Origin of the sequence: Sphingobacterium paramultivorum, assembly GCF_014109745.1 — a bacterium.
Taxonomy (GTDB): Bacteria; Bacteroidota; Bacteroidia; order Sphingobacteriales; family Sphingobacteriaceae; genus Sphingobacterium; species Sphingobacterium paramultivorum.
In genome coordinates this window covers 3,258,301-3,279,090 of sequence record NZ_CP058555.1, presented here as the reverse complement: position 1 = coordinate 3,279,090, position 20,790 = coordinate 3,258,301, and the positions used below count along the sequence as shown (strand labels likewise).

General features: G+C 42.1%; 18 protein-coding genes. 10 read left to right on the top strand and 8 right to left on the bottom strand.

Annotation, left to right across the window (positions count from 1 at the left end; translation table 11 throughout):
• Window positions 1-54: 54 nt before the first annotated feature.
• From HS960_RS13890 to HS960_RS13865, 6 genes are read right to left on the bottom strand one after another with little or no spacing between them, the layout of a single operon-like run.
• Window positions 55-726: a YoaK family protein gene (locus HS960_RS13890; RefSeq protein WP_182329585.1), complete on the bottom strand. Its 672-nt coding sequence runs from the start codon at window positions 724-726 to the stop codon at window positions 55-57.
• A 5-nt stretch (window positions 727-731) separates the two neighbouring features.
• The gene (locus tag HS960_RS13885; protein ID WP_182329584.1) at window positions 732-1,169 is read right to left on the bottom strand and encodes a DoxX family membrane protein; all 438 of its coding nucleotides are present in this window, start codon (window positions 1,167-1,169) and stop codon (window positions 732-734) included.
• A 12-nt stretch (window positions 1,170-1,181) separates the two neighbouring features.
• Window positions 1,182-3,065, bottom strand: coding sequence for an amidohydrolase (locus tag HS960_RS13880; RefSeq protein WP_182329583.1), 1,884 nt, complete (start codon window positions 3,063-3,065; stop codon window positions 1,182-1,184).
• Window positions 3,066-3,077: 12 nt separating this feature from the next.
• On the bottom strand, window positions 3,078-3,842 hold the full coding sequence (locus HS960_RS13875) for a M17 family peptidase N-terminal domain-containing protein (protein WP_182329582.1): 765 nt from the start codon (window positions 3,840-3,842) through the stop codon (window positions 3,078-3,080).
• Between the two features lie 4 nt (window positions 3,843-3,846).
• Window positions 3,847-5,244 carry an alginate export family protein gene (locus HS960_RS13870; protein WP_228280018.1) on the bottom strand — a complete coding sequence of 466 codons (1,398 nt, stop codon included), beginning with the start codon at window positions 5,242-5,244 and terminating at the stop codon, window positions 3,847-3,849.
• Window positions 5,245-5,282: 38 nt separating this feature from the next.
• The gene (locus tag HS960_RS13865) at window positions 5,283-5,918 is read right to left on the bottom strand and encodes a hydrolase (RefSeq protein WP_153845091.1); all 636 of its coding nucleotides are present in this window, start codon (window positions 5,916-5,918) and stop codon (window positions 5,283-5,285) included.
• A gap of 392 nt (window positions 5,919-6,310) precedes the next feature.
• Here HS960_RS13865 and HS960_RS13860 point away from each other — a divergent pair, with 392 nt between their 5' ends.
• The 4 genes from HS960_RS13860 (at window position 6,311) to HS960_RS13845 (ending at window position 12,178) form a co-directional block, all read left to right on the top strand.
• A complete protein-coding gene (locus tag HS960_RS13860) occupies window positions 6,311-9,547 on the top strand; it encodes a SusC/RagA family TonB-linked outer membrane protein (protein ID WP_182329581.1) in 3,237 nt (1,078 codons plus the stop codon).
• A gap of 12 nt (window positions 9,548-9,559) precedes the next feature.
• On the top strand, window positions 9,560-11,326 hold the full coding sequence (locus tag HS960_RS13855) for a RagB/SusD family nutrient uptake outer membrane protein (protein WP_182329579.1): 1,767 nt from the start codon (window positions 9,560-9,562) through the stop codon (window positions 11,324-11,326).
• Between the two features lie 133 nt (window positions 11,327-11,459).
• Window positions 11,460-11,717 (top strand): Imm32 family immunity protein, encoded by a 258-nt coding sequence (locus HS960_RS13850; RefSeq protein WP_182329577.1) that lies wholly within the window; start codon window positions 11,460-11,462, stop codon window positions 11,715-11,717.
• 5 nt (window positions 11,718-11,722) lie between these two features.
• Window positions 11,723-12,178, top strand: coding sequence for a hypothetical protein (locus tag HS960_RS13845; RefSeq protein ID WP_182329575.1), 456 nt, complete (start codon window positions 11,723-11,725; stop codon window positions 12,176-12,178).
• A 101-nt stretch (window positions 12,179-12,279) separates the two neighbouring features.
• On the opposite strand, the gene HS960_RS13840 is transcribed toward HS960_RS13845, so the two are convergent.
• Window positions 12,280-13,689, bottom strand: coding sequence for an alpha-L-fucosidase (locus tag HS960_RS13840; protein WP_182329573.1), 1,410 nt, complete (start codon window positions 13,687-13,689; stop codon window positions 12,280-12,282).
• Window positions 13,690-13,819: 130 nt separating this feature from the next.
• On the opposite strand from HS960_RS13840, the gene HS960_RS13835 reads away from it, so the two are divergent.
• The 4 genes from HS960_RS13835 (at window position 13,820) to HS960_RS13820 (ending at window position 17,625) form a co-directional block, all read left to right on the top strand.
• Entirely contained in the window at window positions 13,820-15,235 is a 1,416-nt protein-coding gene (locus HS960_RS13835; protein WP_182329571.1) for a sensor histidine kinase, read from the top strand.
• The gene (locus HS960_RS13830; protein WP_182329569.1) at window positions 15,222-15,932 is read left to right on the top strand and encodes a response regulator transcription factor; all 711 of its coding nucleotides are present in this window, start codon (window positions 15,222-15,224) and stop codon (window positions 15,930-15,932) included. The genes HS960_RS13835 and HS960_RS13830 overlap by 14 nt, the downstream gene beginning before the upstream one ends.
• A gap of 26 nt (window positions 15,933-15,958) precedes the next feature.
• Complete coding sequence (locus tag HS960_RS13825; protein ID WP_182329567.1) at window positions 15,959-16,543, top strand: Crp/Fnr family transcriptional regulator; 585 nt, start codon at window positions 15,959-15,961, stop codon at window positions 16,541-16,543.
• Window positions 16,544-16,815: 272 nt separating this feature from the next.
• On the top strand, window positions 16,816-17,625 hold the full coding sequence (locus tag HS960_RS13820) for a helix-turn-helix domain-containing protein (protein WP_120336625.1): 810 nt from the start codon (window positions 16,816-16,818) through the stop codon (window positions 17,623-17,625).
• 2 nt (window positions 17,626-17,627) lie between these two features.
• Here the strand turns inward: HS960_RS13820 and HS960_RS13815 are convergent, their stop codons facing one another.
• Window positions 17,628-18,752, bottom strand: a complete 1,125-nt coding sequence (locus HS960_RS13815) for an MBL fold metallo-hydrolase (RefSeq protein WP_182329565.1) — start codon at window positions 18,750-18,752, stop codon at window positions 17,628-17,630.
• A gap of 382 nt (window positions 18,753-19,134) precedes the next feature.
• On the opposite strand from HS960_RS13815, the gene HS960_RS13810 reads away from it, so the two are divergent.
• Window positions 19,135-19,695, top strand: coding sequence for an RNA polymerase sigma-70 factor (locus HS960_RS13810; RefSeq protein WP_182329563.1), 561 nt, complete (start codon window positions 19,135-19,137; stop codon window positions 19,693-19,695).
• Window positions 19,696-19,759: 64 nt separating this feature from the next.
• Window positions 19,760-20,719: a FecR family protein gene (locus HS960_RS13805; RefSeq protein ID WP_182329561.1), complete on the top strand. Its 960-nt coding sequence runs from the start codon at window positions 19,760-19,762 to the stop codon at window positions 20,717-20,719.
• The last annotated feature ends 71 nt before the right edge of the window (window positions 20,720-20,790 follow it).

Genomic DNA, 20,790 nt, shown 5'->3' with positions numbered 1-20,790 from the left:
CCTTGATATACTATCAGGGCAGCATCTTTTTGTTATCCTATCTTAGAGCTATTTCTATTGGTCGCTTTGGCTGGAAAGAAAGTAACAGATGAGCATTGCTATTCCGGCAAATGCAACTGAGCTTAAGCCAAGTTCTTTACCTAAATAGGCTCCTGCCAGACAGCCAATAAAAAATCCAGAAAGTGTAATCAGCTGCTTAGCAAAACTGACATTGGTGGTAGGGTTTTTAAATTTATTGGCGATAAGTACACAAAGATCTAAGGAGGCTTGGGTAACATTGCCCGTCATCATGGTTGTAGGACCGTGGGTTTCTTTAGTGAATAATTTACCAAATGCATTTTGCATACCCAATGCAAAGACAATAAGCATAACCAGACTGTACATCACTGTTTTTGATTCTTCCACCGGTAGTATGATGGCTAATGCTCCAGCAAGGACAAGTAATAGGGCTTCGACAAAAAGAACTGTATTTTTTTTGTGAGAACGTGACGTAAGCCAGCCTCCAAGCATCACGGCTGCAACAAAAACCGGAAAAGTCGCCAGTTTGATCCAGGCCGTGATGTCTCCCCCATTTATTAATTGATAAGCGAAAACAATAAAGTTACCTGTTACGTGAGCCGAAAAGATCTTGTCGGCGGCAACAAATGTAACGGTGTCACAATAGCCGCCTACCAGCGTAAGAACCAAGGTGGTTATATGTGTGTGGTTTTGGGATTGAGTTTCCATAATATTTAATATGCCTTTAGAAGTTGGAAAATATAGTAATCCAGGGAATATGTACCCGGTCCTGTCAGTAGAAGTAAAAACAAACAAAGTGTGTACATAAATGGAATATCGCGTACTTCGCGTGAATCGTGGCGATGGACGACAAAATAACCAACTGCGGTGACTCCTATTGTCGGTAATAGCGCTAACCTTCCAAGTAGGCCAAGTGCAATAAAAAAAGGAACAATAGTGTCTGCAAACTGGGCTACCGCGGCGTTTAGTTTTTCTGGCAGCTGCAAAGGATTTGGGATATGTTCAGGTTCAGCTTGTGGGCCTTTCTGAATTTTTTTGAGACCGTGCACGGTCAATAATTCCCAGGCAAATAGAACTCGAAAGATCAGTATGGCAATGTTATTGGCCGTATTGCCCAAATCGGTGTAAAAAAGTTTTTGAAGTATTTCCATCTTTCCAGTGTCTTAAAATGCAAAACATGAACAGCCTAGGGCTCCCCAGAATGCGGTGTAATTGTTTATCGCGATGTTACTCATTCGGGCTTGATTGTGATCGTGTGCATGTACCTGACAGCTGCCGCTACACAGATGTATGGAATTTACAATGCTACTTTGAGCTGTTGATGCAGTTGTAATGCTTTTTTGATCTGTTTTCGAAACACTATAATAACCGCCGTAGCTTTTTGTAGGTGACCAATCGGGTAGAACGGGGATCGGTGGGGGAGAGAAGGAACTGAAATCACCTTCCGCATAGACAATTTTGCCCGCTACGACAGTAAGCTCGGATTCGATTTCCTTAATAGCTTCATCTTCTACCGTAAAATAGTCATTGTTAAGTACCGTTAAATCAGCTAGCATTCCCACAGCAATGTCCCCCTTTTTTTGTTGTTCTTGTGAAAACCAGGCACTGCCTTTGGTATAGATCTGTAGCGCTGTCATGCGGTCAAGCTTGCTATCTTGGTATATCTGGAGTCCACCAACAGTTTTTCCTGCGGTAAGCCAGTACATGGACACCCAGGGATTGTAGCTGCTCACGCGGGTTGCATCGGATCCACCTCCTACAGGAATTTCCATGGCTAGCATTTTTTTGACAGGAGGTGTTTGTTCGGCCACAGTAGTGCCATATCGATCTGCAAAATATTCACCTTGATAGGCCATGCGGCTTTGGATGGCAATACCACCACCTAACGCTTTGGTTCGTTCAATATTACGTTCGTCTATTGTTTCGGCATGGTCGAAAATCCAGGCCAATCCGTCAAACGGAATGTCGCGGTTGACTTTCTCAAATACATCCAAAAAGCGGCCGATACTTTCGTTGTATGTGGCATGTAATCTGAATGGCCATCGGTTACTCACCAGTAAGCGAACAACTTTTTCGAGTTCGGCTTCCATATTTTCACTGAGATCAGGTCTAGGTTGTAGAAAATCCTCAAAATCTGCTGCCGAAAACACGAGCATTTCACCAGCGCCGTTGTGGCGATACATATCGTCGCCTTGGTAGAGAGGAACGCTGTCTATCCATTGTTGGAAATCTTCGTATTCGTGCTTGGGCTTTTGTGTAAAGAGGTTGTAGGCGATACGAACCGTAAGTTGGTCTTCGCTGTGTAAATCACGGATGACTTTGTAGTCGTCGGGGTAGTTCTGAAAACCGCCACCAGCATCGATGACGCTGGTAATTCCAAAGCGATTGAGTTCCTTCATGAAATGTCGGGTCGAATTAACCTGCTCTTCGTAGGGAAGCGTAGGTCCTTTTGCCAAGGTTGAATATAGGATCATGGCATTGGGCGATGCAATCAGCAATCCAGTGGGATTACCATGGCTGTCCCGTTCAATGGTTCCGCCTGGAGGAGCAGGTGTGTCTTTGGTGTAACCTACGGCACGCAGTGCCGCAGCATTTAGAAGTGCGCGGTCATAGAGATGAAGGATAAAAATTGGGGTATCGGGCGCAATGGCATTGATCTCAGCCAAAGTTGGCATACGACGTTCGGCAAATTGAAACTCGGACCAGCCGCCTACTACACGAACCCATTGGGGATGTGGCGTACGGTCAACTTGCTCTTTGAGCATACGTAGTGCATCGGCCAATGATGGAACACCATCCCAGCGCAATTCAAGATTATAATTGAGTCCACCACGGATCAGGTGGATATGCGAATCGTTGATGCCCGGTACAACACGTCTACCGCCTAGATCAATCAATTTTGTCTGTGTGTTGGCAAGCTTAAGGACATCGCTGTCCGAACCGATTGCAACAAATTTACCATCTTGGATCGCTACCGCGGTAACAGCTTCCTGGTTGTGGCCGAAATGGGTTATTTTTCCGTTATATAGAATAAGGTCTGCTTTCATAATCTGGTTTGTTTAATTGTTTAAGGAAGAAATCGCGTTTTTGATGCCTTCGCCAGCAGTTTCAAAAAATGCCGGTCCGGCTAGTAACGTGATCTTGTTTAATACCGGTTGTTGATCCATATTTTTTTCGCTCAACCATTTTTGGGTTCTGAAGGCATCGATACAACCGAGAACAACATTCTCTGCGACCAGAGCAGTCGGCGAATCCACACCTGCATCTTTGAGATCACTCGCAAAACTAAAATCTTTGACACCTAATCTAAGCGCTTCGCGCATGGCAACATGGGCTACATCCTTCATCAGTTCAGCATGGAAGTCCTCCCGTTTGCCAAGCCCAATCAACAACAGTTTTTTACTTGCGAGTGTACCCTTTTGGCTTGGAGCTAAGAGAATGGTTTCGAGTGCATGCCCCTTAAATTTTCCTGTTTTACGTATTTCAGTTAACGTACCATGTAAAGCTTCATCTAAATGTACAAGACCATTCAATGGGGCAGGTAATGCCGGCGGTGAGATAAAGATATCGCCCTCGGTATATTCAAATACACAGGCTACCTGCAGATCACTTGCGGCTGCCGAAGGACCTTGAACGAGGCCTTCAATAGCAAGTCCATCGACATTTCCCCAGATGGTACTTGTGCCTATTGCTGTGGTTTTAATAGGAGCTGCTGTCTTTACTTGTGCATAGGATTGTATCGGAGTGACCGCCAGGATGCCAAGCAAGGCGATCAGTGCCCATTGACATGTTTTCTTTTGAAAGAGTCTCTTTATTGTTTTCATGATTTTAGAATTTAAAGGCGATCCTGCTATTGAAGAAAATTCCATTTTTTGGTGTGCTAATGATGTCTTCAATGAAAGCGCCGGTTTTGAAATATTGAATACCTGTTACCAGCGACAATTGCTTACTGGCGGCGTAGGTAAAGTTGGCTAGATAAGCCGTGCCGATATAACGTTTACGCGAAGCAGATCCAGGGAGGTTAAAAGATCCGCTTGGCCTGTATAAACCGTCTTGTAAGGTATGCCGCCAGTTGAAAACCACGTCAACCTGCATCTTGAGTTTGGAAAGAAGGTCTAGCGTGGCATAAGGATGAATGTCAATCAAGTTGACGGGACCGATCTGTGGACTAAAACCGAAGTATCCGCCTTTGGGATAAATGGGGTTGAAAGTTTGCAGATTGCCATCTCCAGCCTTTTTGTCCCCTGAAATATAGTCGTTACGTAGATTGATGGATGGTTTGAGTACCGTATTTTCAAAGAGGTAGCCGATATCGACGGAAGCAGTCCATGCTGATATCTTACCTTGGCCAAAAGATCCAAATTGATAAGCCCCTTCAAGGTTGTAAATAAATCCACCGCCATATTTCCAGATCCGGATTCCTACAGTATGGCGGGTTTCCTGTGCTATACCCTCCTCAAAAGCCGAACGGTCGCGATAGATGCCGATGTAATATAAGTCGAGATTGGCCTGTTGAGGAACAATAAATTTACCGTATGCTCCCCACAAGTTCACCTGTTTGGAAGGTTTGTTGTCAAATATGCCCGGTCTAATGGTATCTGCCATCATGGCAAATGCTTCGATATTCACTTTACTGCTGTTGTAAGCTAGTTTTGCTCCAGTGAAATATCTTCTGGCATTCGGGCCTTCACCTACGGAGATTAAGCGGCCGGAGCCATAGTCAAGCTCCTGCCTGCCAAGGCGAATCAATACTGATTTATCATTTTGTTTGAACAGCGTTCCATCTATAAATAGGTTCTGTACATTCAATTGGTCTTCATCGATCTGGCGTGATCCATTTTTGCGGCCATGCTGCAGGGCTGAGCGAAGTTGAGTGAAAAGACGGAGACGCGTCCCGAAATGTAAATCGGCGTGCAGGCTATAACGTTGCAGTAGAAAGTTGTTATGCCCAAGTTTTACACGTCCCCAGTCCTCATTGTTAAAATCGACATATTCCAACCGTGCCTCGCCACCCATCGAAAGCCATAATTTACCGTCAGCAGTTAAATGGCTATATTTGAGCTTTTGATAACCATGACGTGTACTGTCTGCGAGGGCGCTGTAATCTTCCTCAAAACGCATTAATTTGTAGGTTTGAGCCTTGGAAAAATGCGGAAATAGGCTGAGTATTGACAATACGACCACCGCTTGACGGATGTAATTGAATATGGTCTGTTGCTGTTGCACGAGGTACGATTTTGAATGAGTATTTTTTTACAATTGAATTAACCGTGTTTTAGCATATTGTGGGCGTAATGAATCCCTAAGCCATAGCTGCCACCATGCTTTTTCATGAGGTCTGTTACAGCCACATAGGTTTCCTGACGGGCCCAGTCGCGTTGTAATTCCAGAAGGTATTGTACCGCAGTGATCGGTTTTACACCCATATGAATCATGCGTTGCATCGCACGCTCATGTGCCTCTTGACTTACATCACCACAGGCATCGGCAATGACATAAACTTCGTATCCTTCCGCTAGTGCAGATAAGGCTGGTCCAACGATACATACACCTGTCCATAGGCCTGCCAGTACCAGTTTTTTCTTACCTGTGCCTGTTATGGCTCGGTAAGCGGCCTCATCTTCCCAGGTATTCATACTGGTTCTGTCGATATAATCTGTACTTGCTTGTGGATAATATGTCTCAATTTCCGGAAAAACAGGACCTGAAAAGCTTTCTTCCGCGACTGTGGTTACGATGGTCGGCACATTGAAAATCTTGGAAGCACCGCAGATTACGGCGACATTATTGCGGAGTTCTTCCATGGTAATGCTTTTTGTGGCAAATGCCATTTGGCCTTCGAAGTCGATCAATACCAATGCATGGTTGCTTGGTGACAATAGTTCTAGTGATGGTTTCATAAATATGTATTTTTTGTTGTTTGATATTTGTATATCCAAATTTAGGCGAGTTAATTTTGCTGTTCATTGAACTAGTTCAAGAAAAACAGGGAAAGAAAAAATGTACTAAACAATGGCTATTGCGTAATCCCTTCGCGGTCAATTAACGTATTTCTGGATTCTGAAAATGGGACTTTAGGTTTTTGAATTGAATAGATTAACTTTTAGGCGTATCAAGACTTGTTTTTATGATTTATGTTATCTAAAAGATAAATTTTGATTATTTAATGGTGTGCTAAACCTGTTTAGGTAGTAATGTTGTTGATATTAATTAAATATTTGTTAACATTACGGTAAATTATAAACCAAGTCAAAGCATCAACTTTGATGCAAAATTCTAAACCAGACTAAAAATGCAAAAAACATTACTAATCAGTATGGCATTGGGTCTCTCATACCCCACTTGGGCTAATGTAGAGCGTGATTATGTCAAATTGAATCAAGAGGTGCACAGTATTGCAGTTCAATCTACCGTGAAAGGGGTGGTAAAAGACAAAAACGGAACAACCTTGTCCGGAATTACCATTACCAATTTAACCAGCCAAAAAACAACCTCAACGAATGTAGCGGGTCAGTTCACGATCGAAGCCACTATGGGGCAAAGACTCAAATTGACAGGGATAGGTTACAGTGAAAAGATCGTCAGCGTGACGGGAGGGCAGATCGATATCATCATGGAATCCAAAGATACCGAACTGGAGGAAGTTGTGGTGGTCGGTTATGGTACGCAGAAAAAAGTGAATTTTACCGGTGCAGTAGACCAAGTGGGATCAGAAGCTTTTGAGGGACGCGTACTGGGTAATGCAAGCCAGATGCTCCAAGGTGTAATTCCCAACTTGAATGTAACCCCAGCAGATGGTAAGCCCAATCGTGCACCAAGTTTCAATATCCGTGGGACAACTTCCATTGGTCAGGGTGGAAGTGCACTTGTGCTTATCGATGGTGTCGAGGGTGATCTTTCGGCGATCAATCCCAATGATATAGAAAGTGTAACTACACTCAAAGATGCTGCTTCATCTGCGATTTACGGCTCCCGCGGTACCTTCGGGGTAGTTTTGGTCACTACGAAACGTGCCAAGTCCGGAAAAACTTCGATCAACTATTCAGGAAGTGGCTCTTTTCAAAAACCTGTAACGTTGCCCAAATTCGTGACAGATGGTTATGAATATGCTTCGCATTTCTTTACAGCTTATAATGCCTGGAATAATTATTCTTCGATTCCGAGCAAGCTCAACAAGACACAGATCTTTACAACAGATTGGCTGGAAGAATTTAAGAGAAGAAAAGAACAGGGCATTACCGAACAGGTCACAGTAGACGATCAGGGTAATTATGTATACTACGGTAATGAAGATTATTACGGTACGTTGATAAAGGATAATACGTTTGTCCAGGATCACAACCTTTCTATCAGTGGTAATTCGGAAAAAATGGATTACTATATTTCAGGACGTGCTTACGACTACAATGGCCTGTACCGCTACAACAGTGATAAATATAAGACCTATAATACACGTGCAAAAGCGGGACTTCAGGTCACTGACTGGTTACGGATAAGCAATAATATCGATTTTAATTATGCCAAATATAGAGACCCATCGACTGCTGGTGAAGGTGGAAATATCTGGCGCAATATTGCCGATGAGGGGCACCCTTCTTCGCCGATCTTTAACCCCGATGGATCAATGAGCTTCTCTGCAGCCTATACAGTAGGGGATTTTATCTATGGTAAGAATGGTACGAATACGGCAAATCAGGATCTCCGCAACACAACTTCTTTCGAGACTAAGTTTTTCAACAATACGTTCCGCATTAAAGGGGATCTGACTTTTAGAAATCGCGATTTTAATTCGGTAAGAGTCCGTGTGCCTGTTCCGTATAGCACACAGGAGGGAAAAATGTTGCGGTTGGAAACAAGTATGAACGACAATATTTATCAAGTAGACCAACGCTACCGTTACTTGTTTGGAAATCTATACAGTGAATATGAACGCACAATAGGCGATCATTATTTTAAAGGTTTGCTCGGATACAATTATGAACAGCGTACGTATAATTCAACCTATATTACCAAAACAGGTTTACTCAATGATGACGTTGAAAATATCAACCTTGCAGTAGGGCAGAATACCACAGCGACAGCGGGATATAACAAGTACCGTAATGTCGGGGTATTTATGCGTGCCAATTATATTTTCAAGGACCGTTACCTTTTTGAATTCAATGGCCGCTACGATGGTTCGTCCAAATTTCCGACAAACCAACGATGGGGACTGTTCCCTTCCGCATCCCTGGGCTGGCGTATTTCTGAAGAGCCATTCTTCCAGGTGGACAAAAGAGCACTTTCTGATCTGAAGCTAAGAGCGTCGTATGGCTCATTGGGTAATGGTAATGTCGATCCATATTCCTATTTGGATATTTACGAGATCAAGATTATGGATCGGGTATTGAACGGACAGAAGCCGGCGTATACCTCGGTGCCTAAGGTGATCCCCGATAACTTAACGTGGGAAACAGCGCGCACGGCAAACTTAGGTCTTGATCTATCGTCTTTAAATGGAAAACTGACTTTTACGGGCGATATCTATCAACGCAAGACCTTAAATATGTATACTTTAGGTGTAGCTTTGCCTGATATCTTTGGTGCGGAGTCGCCGAAAGGAAACTATGCTGACATGACCACAAAAGGTTTTGAAGTGAGCCTGACTTATAAGGATAGATTCGATCTGAACGGTAGTCCTTTCAATTGGTCCGTAAGAGGTACTTTGGCTGATTATAGATCCAATATAGACCGTTACGAAAATAAAGAGGGTTTAATCAAAGATGGATCGTATTATGAAGGTCAGCGAATCGGTGAAATATGGGGCTATGTAACGCAGGGTTTATTTCAGAATCAGGCGGAAATTGATGGTGCTGCAAAACAAAAATTGATCAAATCGTCAAACAATGGTACAATATATCCAGGTGACGTGCGTTTTGCGGATCTAAATGGTGATGGTGTAATCGATTATGGAAATAATACGATTTATAGCCATGGTGACAGAACTGTAATCGGTAATGCCGATCCACGATATATCTATAGTTTTAACCTTAATCTTGATTGGCAAGGTATTTATTTATCGTCTTTCTTCCAGGGTGTGGGTAAGCAGAATTGGTACCCGAGCAATGAATCTATTTTTTGGGGACAATACAATCGACCTTACAACAACTTGCCGGAATGGCACCTCAACAATTATTGGACTGAAGACAATCCAAACGGTTATTTTCCTCGCTATGCTGGGTACAATGAATCTATCAAAACAACGCCACAGACAAGATATCTGCAGAACGTGGCCTATATACGGATGAAAAATATACAGATCGGATACAGTTTTCCTAAATCTGTAACCAACAGGTTAAAAATCAGTAGTCTTCGGGCTGGACTTTCGGGCGAAAACTTATGGACCTGGTCGCCTCTTTACAAAAAAACGAAGGATCTCGATGTCGGTAATCTGGGCAAATCTGATCCGGAGATCGGAACGGGTTCTGGCGACGGATTTAACTATCCGATCATGAAGAGTGTTAGTTTTAATTTATCTATTGGCTTATAGTTTTTTATTATCATGAAAAAATTATTTTATATACCTATTGTTGCGCTTTTGTTCTCCTCCTGTGAACTAAACGAGCTGCCGAAGGCAGGTGCCACCGAGGAGGATATCTTCGGGAGCGAAAGTGGATTAAAAAATTACAGCAACTCATTCTATCGGAATATCACTTCTGGTAGTGACGCTTATAAAGGTGACGCTATGGCTGACTATTCGGCCGTAAATAGCCTCAATGATTTTATGGTCGGCGGCGCTTACAGTGCTGAGATCAGTTCGGGGTGGTCCTGGACTACCCTGCGTAATATCAACCAATTGATAGCTAAATGTAATAGTCCCAAATTGAGCGATGCCATCAAAAATAATTATATCGGCTTAGCCCGCTTTTTCAGAGCTTGGTTCTATTATGAGAAAGTAGTTCGTTTTGGCGATGTGCCTTGGGTAGATCACCCTTTGGCTGTTGATGAGACGGATATCCTTAAAGCACCACGGGATTCGCGCGAAGTGGTCATGAAGCACATCATGGAAGATCTGGACTTTGCCTACGCCAATATCACAAATACGGCGGGCGACGGTAGTACGATTAATAAATGGACAGCACTTGGTTTGAAGACCCGAATCGCGCTGTTCGAAGGAACATTTCGTAAATACCAAAAGCTCAATTTGGCTACACAGCCGGAAGTATTCTTCCAGATGGCGGTAGACGCTGGCAAGATTTTAATGGAAAATGGTCCTTATGGGCTTAATATCTCCGCAGATCCTAAAACATCACAGCGACAGTTGTTTACCAGTAATATGCCAGTGACAAAAGAGGTCATGTTAGCCGTAACTTTCAGTAAAGATCTTGCGCTTTTGAACGACGCCAACTGGTGGTGGACATCAGCGACCTACGGTCCACGTTTAAGTTTGGTAAGGCCTTTTATCAATAGTTTTTTGAATGTTGACGGTACTCCTTATACGGATAGACCGAACTTTCAGACTGAGGAATTCTATGAGGAATGTCAAAATCGCGACTTGCGCTTGGCGCAGTTGATCCGGACGCCAGGATATTCCCGTAATGGACAGCCTGCTCCCCCAAATTTTGCAAGTTTTACCTATACGGGATATCAACCAATCAAGTATACTTTAGACGATTCCTATTATGACAATGGTGGTTACAATACCAATGCAGTTCCTTTAATGCGTTATGCGGAAATATTATTAAACTATGCTGAAGCGAAACAGGAACTAGGTACGTTCAATGATGCGGATTGGTCGAAAACTATTGGAGCATTACGTTCAAGGGCAGGAATAACAAGTGGAACGAATACACTGCCGACCAAAGTGGATACCTACTTGAAAAATACATTCTTCCCCGAAGTCAACAGCCCTGCACTTTTAGAAATACGTCGTGAAAGACAGGTGGAATTAGCTCTGGAGGGTTTCCGTTTCAATGATTTGAAGCGATGGAAACTTGGACCGCTTATGGCAAATTTGCCTTGGACGGGAATTTATATCCCTGCTTTAGATAAGTTGATTGATATCGACCACAATGGAACTCCAGATGTCGTGTTCTATGATGGAAGTAAATCAGCTCCTTCAATAACTGTTCCTGCAGGAGTAGCCAAGGTGGCTATAGGGGGTAAAAGTACCAATTTCCAGACAATGACTTCGGACAATCACCTGGAATGGTTTAAAGCTGTGAAGCGTACTTGGGATGACAACAACAAGCAATACCTTTACCCAATTCCGTCTGCAGCGATTGTGCTGAACGGAAATCTGACACAAAACCCAGGTTGGAGTAAATAGGAATTTAACTTATTAGTCCCCATAAAAGAGGCTCCTTGCATTGCGAGGAGCCTCTTTTATGGGGACTTTAGATTATATGGACGCTAGATCTAGGTAATTTTAATTAAGTTTAGGTGGAGCAAAACCAGTATATATGAACTTAGAAATTAATTTACCCACCTATACCGAGGAGTTGGGGCTACAGGCGTCATGGGAACCTGGATTCGAAATTGCAGTTCAAGTTGTTGCCAACGAAATTGTAATTCGAGCCAACAAACAGGGGCTTATCTCATTGGCCAAGCAACTTTTGATACTTGCGCAGGATGAAGTGCCAAAAGGTGCCCATTTCCATTTGGATGAAACGAATTCCCTTGAAATGAACGCTGTTCCGATGATTTTAGAAAAACGATAAAGATCATGAAAATACATCACCTCATAAGAAGCAGCCTACTTTTTTTATTTTTAAACTGTATGACGCTGATGGCTGTTGGGCAGGAAATTTTGTATGTATTTCCAGATTCCGTAGAGAGAATACTGGAACAACATTTAAGTAAGTACAGCCTAAATAATGATAAAGAAAGGGTTTATTTGGACTTGGCTAGAAACGATGAATTTTATCGGTTAACAATCGGAACCTATTTTGTTGACCGGGATGATGATGTGACCCGTTGGATTAAAGCGAGCAATCGCTTGGGTTTAGTTAATACAAAGAAATATCCCCTGTTGATTGATGTGGATTTTGATTTTGGCGCACCGGAAGAGACGGCTTTGGGAACTTTTGGAAAACGAGAAGGAAAGGTCAAACGTTTGCGGGTTCTGATGCATGGCTTTAGCGTGAAATTCACTAAAAATGGAGCGATTTTGAAAGAATAGGATAACAGACCATGGGTACAAATCTCCCCCTATAAAAGTCGGTGGATATAGACTTTTATAGGAGAAGAATAGCAAAGACGTTTTTGATTCTTTGTTTTGTGTTAGCGTCTTTCTTGGTAAACGCCGATTTCGTTTACGACCGCATGGCCTTTTTCAGGTTTGATGCTGAAGCGTAATTTTTGTCCCAGTACTTCATCAAAGCGGAAGATCTTGATGCGGCCCTGTTGTACCGCTGTAACCGCGATAGGATGCCATTTTCCATCTTTCAGATAGGATAAGTTATACTGTGAAGGATTGTCTTTTCCTTCGGTAATAACAACACTATTGAAAGCTTTACTACGTTCAAAATCCAATTCATACCATACTTCACCTTTGACTGTCGGATTGGAGACCCAGGCACTACCAAAGTTATCGTCGTTGGCAAAATCCATAATGTTCATATCTTCGCTCCAGCTACTGTATGAAGGTACTTGTTTGGCTATATTGTGGTCGACTATTGGTGCTTGGTAACTTGGTAATGAACTGTAGCTGGGTTTATTTTTGTATAATGTACCGATTATCTTCAGTGCATCAAGCGCATTTTGATCCATCAGACCATCACTATTTGGTGCTACATTGAGCATAAAGTTGCAATACGCGTTGTTGTACGGAATTACAAATTTCTCGACCAATTCATTGACGTTTTTAACTGGGGTGTTCGGAAACGATGTTTTCCAAAACCAATTTTGCTGTAAGGGAAGACAGGCCATTGCCGGCAATTTGTTATGCTCCTTGGAGATAAATTGACCCGCGCCTTGTTCGTACGATTTGATATCGGTGTAAAACAACGCATCACCTGGGTATTTTGCCGAATTGAGGTCCATCAATAAACATTTCGGTTGGAGTGATTTGACAAGATAATAGATGTCATCGAAAGGAACATCATCGTACGAAATACGCGACCAAGGGGCGTCCCATCCATCAATGACCAAGGCGTCGATTTCTCCGTATTGGGTCAACAATTCCGTCAGCTGATCTTTGATCAATTGGATATGCGCTTTGGTAATGGTATGTGGACGTATGCCCTGATGCATATCCAAAATGGAATAATAAAGCATAACACGCAAACCATTTTTGCGGAAAGCATCTGTAAATTCTTTAACAACATCACGATGTAAAGGCGTCTTCATTACGTTATAATCTGTTGTTTTGGTATTCCAGATCGGGAAGCCACTATGGTGCTTGGTGGTTAGGCAACCATAGCTCATATTGGCCGATTTGGCAGCTTTAGCCCATTGATCTGCGTTGAGCTTCGGAGATTTGAACAGTTCAAGTGCGGCATTGGGATCTGACCAGTCTTGTTCCATAAAAGTTGGCATGCCATAATGGATGAACATACCGAATCCAAGATTAACAAAGTCGAGCTGGCTCTGTTCGAGGATCTTCTTTGAAAAACCGGATTGTGCCAATAGCGTGTTGCCCAGTAAAAGAAAAGATAGGCAGTAAAGTAGTTGCTGTGAAATTTTGGACATAATTTGCTAAGTTGTTATGTTGTAAAGATAGGTCAAGGTTGTGTTATTTAAGCCTAATGGAAACCTAACGAAAGCCTAATAAAAGCCTAATAGATATCTTGATTCGACAAATTGATGTTATTTTTAAACCATGAAGAGTACCGGCAAAAATATATATCCTTGGGCATTTGGAACAAGCTTCTTGATCTTGACGGGGTTGATCGGTTTTCTGATCTTCAATACGTATAAGCTTGAGGACAAGAATTATCAGATTGGACAGCTCAACCGGATCCAGAATGCTTATGGAGCTGTTATTATGGATGATAAGATATTCCCTGGGGGAGATGCCATATTCCAGACAACATTGGTACCCTGTTTGCCGAAATGGTATGAAAAAAAAATAAATAAGTCCGCAGACGCAGACCAGTACGGTAACCATTGTATGAATGGCTTTCTCGATCAGATGCGGAGGCAGCAGTCGTTAGACAGCATTTTTCGTCGGATCGTACATCAGCAAGGGCTCGATACGACACTTGTTTACCTATTCCATTTTGATAAATTGGAAATATATAATGCAAGAGACCGTGCCTGGACGACTTTCTATGCGTTAGCAGCCGATGATCGTGCAGGTCTAATTAGTGGCAAACTCAAGCGCGGAACAAATAATAATAGGGTATTCCAACTGTCTGTTAGTGACAAGAATCCTATTCCTTATCGTTTTACTTATAGCCTGTATGTTGATTATGAAAATAGGGACTGGCGTCTTGTCCAACGGATGATGCCCGTGTTTTTACTCTCCTTAGCTTGTATTGTTGTGATCGTATTATTGAGTTATCGAACCTATCGTAATTGGATCAACCAACGTAAATTGTCAGACCTGAAAACGAGTTTTCTAAATCATATGCGCCATGAATTTAATACACCGCTGACGACAATTTTGATCAGTGCACATAGTTTGATCGATCGTGAAACAGGAAAAGACGATAAGGAGGTGGCACAACTTGGGCGCATCGTGGAAAGGCAAGCCAAACGACTCAAAGCTTATTTTGAACAGGTCATGGGATCTGTGGCATTACAGGAACAAGAGGCTACAATTGTATCCGTTTCTATTGATCGGCTGACACAGCAAATACTGAAAGAACTTCATTTGCGCTACCGAGGTGAAATTGAAATTCAATATGAACCTTTAGCTGCCGATGTGGAGATGAGTCTTGATGAAGATTATTATTTTTCAATCTTAGATAACCTGGTATCCAATGCGATAAAATTTAACGATAATAGTAAGAAGACGATTCAGTTTAGCTGGGAGCAGCAAGGTCATCATTATAACCTCAAAATAGTGGATAATGGGGTTGGGATCGCCGCTGCAGATCAGGAAGCGATATTTACAGCATTTTATAGAGGGAAATTATCCGGTAATAAACCTGGACTAGGACTGGGGCTTTACTATGTCAAATCTTATTTGGACAGGCTGGGTTGGACGATCCATGTAACAGGCGGTAAGTCTGGTTCCGGTACAATTTTTTATATTTACATGAGTAATGTGGCATTCAATGGCAAAAGATAAGATTGACATCCTTTTGATTGAAGATGAACCTGATTTGGGCGAAGTTTTCTCACGTTATTTGCGATACAAAGGCTTTAGGGTACGCTGGGAAAGCACGGCGCAAGGAGGCTGGGCGGCTTTTCAGTCCTGTGCCGTCAAATTACTAATTATTGATGTGCAGTTGCCCGATGGCAATGGTTTTGACCTGGCACAACAAATGATACAATTGAATCCTGGGCAACCTATTTTCTTTTTGACAGCACTTCATGAACGCACATCGCGACTCAGAGGACTTAGTTTGGGTGCTGTTGATTACATTGCGAAACCTTTTGACATGGACGAAATATTGCTCAAGATCCGCAATTTATTGACCGTGGCAAATGCGCCCGAAATGCCGACGAATTCGGAAATCGAACTCGCTATCGGTTGTCTGTTGCTCAACATGGAACGTTATAGTCTGCGTGATGGGATGGGAAGCATACAAAAGCTCACAGTCCGTGAAGCTGAATTGCTGCGACATCTGGTCCTTCATAAAAATCTATTGGTCAATAAAAAAGATCTCCTGCTGCAGTTTTGGGGTAATACGGATTTTTTTAACGGTAAAAGCCTAGAGGTTTTTATCTCCCGACTTCGTAAATTGCTGCAGATGGATCGCAAACTTCATATCGAAAGTATCTATGGAGCGGGTTATATTTTACACGAAAATGAAGGTGTTTAACGACCGGATCTATTTAAAGAAATACTATGTTATACGAAAATATTCTTAAAAATGTGTCCAAGTGCATTACTTTGACAGCGGAAGAAACCGAACAGTTTACTGGTTTATTGACAGCAAAGAAGGTTCCCAAGAAAACGATGCTATTGGAGGAAGGGGAGGTATGTCAGTTTGAAGGATATCTTCAAAAAGGTTGTGTCCGGATTTATTATCTGGATGAAAATGGTTTTGAAGTAACGCTGGCTTTTGCTGTCGAAGATTGGTGGATTAGTGATATTGCTTCATTTCATTATCATACACCATCTAGTTTATACATGGAAACATTAGAAGACAGTGAGTTTTTGATGTTAACACCAGAGACCAAGGAGAGATTATTAGAGACTGTTCCAAAGTTTGAGCGGGTCTTTCGTATGTTGGTGCAACGCCGGCTCGCTGTTCTGCAAAATAGGCTGATCCATACAATGGCCAAACCAGCCGCCGATCGCTATCTCGAATTTATTGAACTATACCCGACTATTTCCCAAAGGGTACCGCAATACTATATTGCATCCTACCTGGGGGTTTCACCCGAATTTGTCAGTATTATACGTAAGAGGCTTGCTGCAAAGAAATAACAAGCAGTTCGAATGGCTCCATGTTGAAACACGTAGGTGATGACATGGGCCATTCGATTTAGAAAAAAGAAGAAGGCTTTCCAAAAAGTGAATGTATTTATGCGTTGAGTTTTTTTTGCGATTTGATTTGAGCTGTGTACCAAATGTATTTTGAGCTTTCGGACAACTAGACTTTGCAAAAGGTATGAGATATTTGCTACCTTTAGGCTGGGACTGATTTTAGCTATCGGTACCCATAATCGCAGAGCCGTTTAAAATAAATCGTATTGAGCATGGAAGAGAAAGATTTTGGGAATGCCTTTTTGTATTCCTGTTATGTCGAGAAAGCATTTGGGCACGAACAGTTCATTCCCGAACATGTTGTTTTTTTTCAGCTATCTGGTGAAACACATCTGGACCATCAGAAAGGAAAATTGGTGGCGACAGAAGGGCAGATTGTAGTTGCCCGTAGAAACCAACTGGCCAAAGCTTTTAAATATCCCGCGAAAAATAATGTTTATAAATCTGTTTCAGTATTGCTGGGGGCTGATCGGCTGAAGCAATACGCGATGGACCATCACCTCAGTTCGGACAAAAAGTATCAGGGTGAGTCCAATGTTGTACTGGAAAGTAACCTGTTTATAAAAAGTTATTTTGAGTCATTGACGCCCTATGCGGAAGCCATCGACCGAGTGAGCCCGCAGATGGAAAATATCAAGATCTACGAGTTGATCACTTTGTTGTTGGAAAGCTATCCACAGTTAAAAGACCTGCTTTTTGACTTTTCGGAGCCGCATAAAATTGATCTCGAGCAGTTTATGGTTAAAAACTATCGGTACAATGTACCTTTAGAAAACTTTGCGAAACTAACAGGGCGGAGTTTAGCAAGCTTTAAACGTGATTTTGAGAAAATATTTCAGACGTCTCCCCGAAAATGGCTGCAAGAAAGACGTCTTTCTGAGGCTTATTATCTAATTGAAAATAAGCGGCAAAAACCTGCTGATTTTTATCTTGATCTGGGTTTTGAAAACCTTTCTCATTTTTATGCTTCTTTCAAGGAGAAGTTTGGCATAACACCAGCGACCATCAATTCCGTTGCTTAAGACTATTTCCGCCACCAATAACTAGGTGTTAAAGGGGGCTGATCGAGGTCGATGACCTGGCCGATCATTGGGGTAAGCAAGGGCTGTTGTTGTCGTATTGCTTCATTGGAAATACGTTCTAGAGGTTCATTCCAGGCATGATTGGCCAATACAAACTTGGACGAATGAACTGGAAACAGTAAGGAAGCTTTGAGATCATGTGCCGCTTGGACAACCTCCTCTGGCATCATGTGTATATGTTTCCAGCTGAGGTCGTATTGACCATTTTCCAATATAGCCAGATCAAAAGGACCCAATTGATTACCTATCTCTTTGAAGTGGTTATCGTAGCCGCTGTCCCCGCCTAAATAGAGCCGCATGGAAGGTGTCTGGAGCGCATAGGATGCCCATAAAGTATTGGCAGTAAATATACTGCGGCCTGAAAAATGTCTGGCGGGCGCAACTGTTACACTGAAACCATCACCCAAGTTGATTTCGTCCCACCAATCTTTTTCGATGATCTGTTCAGGACGATATCCCCAATATTCAAGATGAGAGCCGACACCAAGACCAACAATGACTTTTCCAACCCGGGGTTGTAGTGCCTTTAACGTCTTGTAATCCATGTGATCATAATGATCATGTGATATAAATAGATAGTCAATCGGCGGTAGAGCAGATACGGTAGAGACATCGGCTCCTTTAAACGCTTTTACACTTCCTGGAATAGGGGAAGCACTGCCACTAAGGACAGGATCGACGAGTATGTTCTTACCATCGAGACGAAGGAAATAAGAGGAGTGACCAAACCAAACAAGCCCATGAGGCTGACTTAATAACTTTTCCCAGTCGATATCCACTGTTGGTATAGTATGTTTGGGACTTGTTTCGTTGGAGCGCTTAAAAAAATAATCGTATAGGGCTACGGTCCAGGGCTGTGTGAGCTGTGGTGTAGGGCTGCTATTCTGGAATTTTCCGCCTTTAAACTGTTTCGATAGCTGTATGCGTTGAAGTCTTTCACCCGAGGGTCTTTTGCCGAATTGTGGATGCATCATATATAGTCCGATAAGAGCGATGAGAACTGCCAGTCCTAAGATTGTTCTTTTCAAAAACCGAAGCCACTTATTGCTGTTGTTTCTTGTTGCCATCTGCATATTGTATAACAACAAAGATAAGACTGCTGAGACAGATCTATTTTTGCTGATAGCTCAAATTTATGTGCTGTATGGCTCATTCAATGGTATTTAATAGGGGCGGAAGAGGCTTTATGAAAAACCTGTAGTGGATGATAATTATATTAATTTGTGTTTTTAATTGTAATTTTTATGGTAAAATACTGTTTTATCTGAAATATTTCTTGAAATTTAGTGCCCAATTCTTTTTTCTTGAAAGTTGTCGTATGTTTAGGTAAGAATAGACGAAGAGATACAAATCGCTGAAAATAAAATCTATTAATTTAGTAGATTATAGTAGGGCAATTTGTATATTTGACCAGTTTCACAATGACCTAACTTTAAAAATACTGCGGATATGGAGGTAGCAGATTTAGAAAAGCATTGGCTAGTCTCTTTGCAACAAGGTGATAGACATGTTTTTGCGGATATTTATGATTTTTACTGGAAAAGATTATTAGGCATTGCCTTTAACCTAACGAAAGACAAACAGACAGCTGAGGAAATTGTACAAGAGGTATTTGTTTCACTATGGAATAGACGTGAGGATGTGCAAATAAACTTGCTGTCCCAATATTTAGCGACAGCAGTAAAATTTGCTTCTTTTAAAGCATTGCAACGTGCCAAGCGCCATGAGCAAATCCTGAACACTGTTGTCGTTCAACCTATGTTCCAGCAGGATCAGAATACAATCGATGCCCGTTTTTTACAAGAATATCTTCATGAAGTTGTTGAAACACTACCTGATCGTTGTAAGCTGGTCTTTCAGCTGAGTCGCGAAGAACATTTTTCCAACCGTGAAATAGCCGCGGAACTCCAAATTTCTGAGAAGGCTGTGGAAGCAAATATTACGCGTGCCCTGAAAGTGCTCCGTATGCAATTGCGCAAGGTTGGCTTTATCTTTTTATTTTTTATTTAAAAAAAGCAATTTGAATATAGGGGTACCCATGGTCATGTGGTACTATCATATAACGGACGATTTCATGGACAATAGTAATTTACAGCAACTAATCGATAAATACCTTCAGGGAACAATTTCTGTAGAAGAAAAAGAGCGTTTACTACTGTGGTATCGTCAGCAGCAGGAAGAGGAAAACATTTGGGAACTAGCGCCAGGAGAAACAGAGCAACAGGTCGGTGAACGAATGAAAGCCAATATTTGGGCGCAAATGGATAATATACCTGTACGTAAACGTGTTTATTGGCCCTATGCGGCCGTAGCAGCGGCGCTACTGTTGGTCTCCTTCACTATTCTGCTGTGGAACAAGTCTACTTCGAATGAACAGCAGGTGACCTTTTCCAAGTCGGAAGGATCGGCGAATCGATTTATCCTATTGCCAGATAGTTCACGTGTTGTTTTGCGGGCAGGGAGTAAACTATCCTATCCCAATACCTTTGATGATGCAACACGTGAGGTTAGCTTGGAGGGGGAGGCATATTTCGATATTAAACATCGGAATAATCAACCTTTTATCATTCATACGGGTGAGATTAAAACAACTGTCCTTGGTACGGCATTTACAATAAAATACCCGACTGACAGCAAGCAGATTGAAGTCCTTGTCGAACGTGGAAAAGTAAGGGTAGAAAATGAAAAGCAAGTATTTGCCGAGCTTGTGGCGGATCAGAAAATCGACCTAAGAGAATCACAGTTGAAGGCTAAGGTTGAGAAAATAAATACCGCATCGGCATTAAGCTGGAAAAGACAGGATATGTCTTTTGACGCTCTGGCTTTTGGTGACATCGCTAAAAATTTGGAAAAACGGTATGGAGTGAAACTACATTTTATCAATCCGGCCCTAGAAAATTGTCCCGTCAGCGGGAAATTTACCGGAAGTGAAACGATCGAAGAGGTATTGTTGAATATCTGTGCTACGCGCAATGCGATCTATCGTCAGACAGCTGATGGTGAATATGAAATACAAGGAGAGGGCTGTCAATAAAAAATGGAGCGAAAGAAAAAACTAACATACATTAACTTAAAAATCAACGCCTAATGAAAATGAAAAAACAG